This window comes from Parasphingomonas zepuensis, from assembly GCF_036663735.1.
Taxonomy (GTDB): domain Bacteria; phylum Pseudomonadota; class Alphaproteobacteria; order Sphingomonadales; family Sphingomonadaceae; genus Sphingomonas.
This window is the reverse complement of sequence record NZ_JAXOJO010000049.1, coordinates 1-1,231: the sequence shown is the minus strand read 5'-3', so window position 1 is coordinate 1,231 and position 1,231 is coordinate 1. Positions and strand designations below refer to the sequence as shown.

At 62.6% G+C, this 1,231-nt stretch carries 2 protein-coding genes; both read right to left on the bottom strand.

Annotated features, from left to right (window positions below; genetic code table 11):
• On the bottom strand, positions 1–553 hold a 553-nt coding region (locus U1769_RS25120), incomplete at its 3' end, for an N-acetylmuramoyl-L-alanine amidase (protein ID WP_332720887.1).
• A gap of 44 nt (positions 554–597) precedes the next feature.
• On the bottom strand, positions 598–1,231 hold a 634-nt coding region (locus U1769_RS25115; RefSeq protein WP_332720886.1), incomplete at its 5' end, for a CheR family methyltransferase.

Sequence of the window (1,231 nt, the reverse complement as noted above, 5' to 3'; positions counted from 1 at the left end):
CCAGCAGAAAGCCGCCATCGGTCCAGCCCGGGTCCATCAGGTTTTTGGTCGGACGCGGCAGCGCCAGTCGCAGCCGCGCGAGCTTGCTCCACGGAAACAGCTCGCCGGGATCCTGTTTGCGGGCGGGCGCGATGTCGGAATGGCCGACGACATTACCACGGGTGACCGTGTGGCGGTCCATGATGTCAGCGGTCAGGCGGATCACCGAATCCATCTGTTCATCGGGAAACGGGCGATAACCGAATTCGTGGCCCGGATTGACGATTTCGATCCCCACGGACGCAGAATTGATGTCAGTCACGCCGCGCCAGTGCGAGCGACCGGCATGCCAGGCGCGCTTGCCTTCATCGACCATCCGGACGACTTGCCCATCCTCGGCAACCAGCCAGTGACATGAAACCTTGAACTCGGGATCGCGCAGCCGCTCGATTGCCTCTTCAGCGGTCTTCATGCCTGTATAGTGGAGCACGATCATGCTGACAGGTAGCTTGCGCTCGTCGAAATTGGGCGACGGCGCGTCGATCCAGTTGAGTTCGGCCCGATCCTGCATCATCGGACATACCGATGCGTCGGCGCGCGCCGAAACGCAAGCACCGCTCAGCGCGTCGGGACGCTCAACTGCTTCCTATCGACGCTTTCAGCCTGATAAAGTCCGCGAAACCGCTCACTGGGGCGAAAGGCGTCGGTCTGGCCGATCACTGTCTCCCCCGCGCCCAGCACCAACAGCCCGCCGTCGCGGATCCCCGACCGCAACGTGCGGAAAACCTGCGTACGCAGATCAGCCCCGAAATACAGCAGGACGTTTCGGCACAGCACCAGATCGAACTTTCCCGCAGGCGGTGGATCTTTTGCCAGATTGTGACGACGAAACTGGACGTGCATTGCCAATTCCGGTCGCACGATCCACTCGCCGTCGGCCGTGTCGAACCAGTCGATCATGCGACGCACCGGCAGCCCGCGCTGGATTTCGAACTGCGAAAAGCGCCCGGCACGCGCGCGCGCTACTGCGGCAGCTGAGACATCGGTGGCAACGATTTCGGGCATGGGAATCCCGCGTGCCGCCCCGGCTTCCTCGAACAACATCGCGAGCGAATATGGCTCCTGCCCATTCGAGCACCCCGCCGACCAGATGCGAAGCCGGCGGCCCGGCGATTTGGCTTGCAATGCCTGTGCCGCTTCCACCAACATTTCCAGCACGCCCGCATCGCGAAAGAACGACGTTTCCTGATTG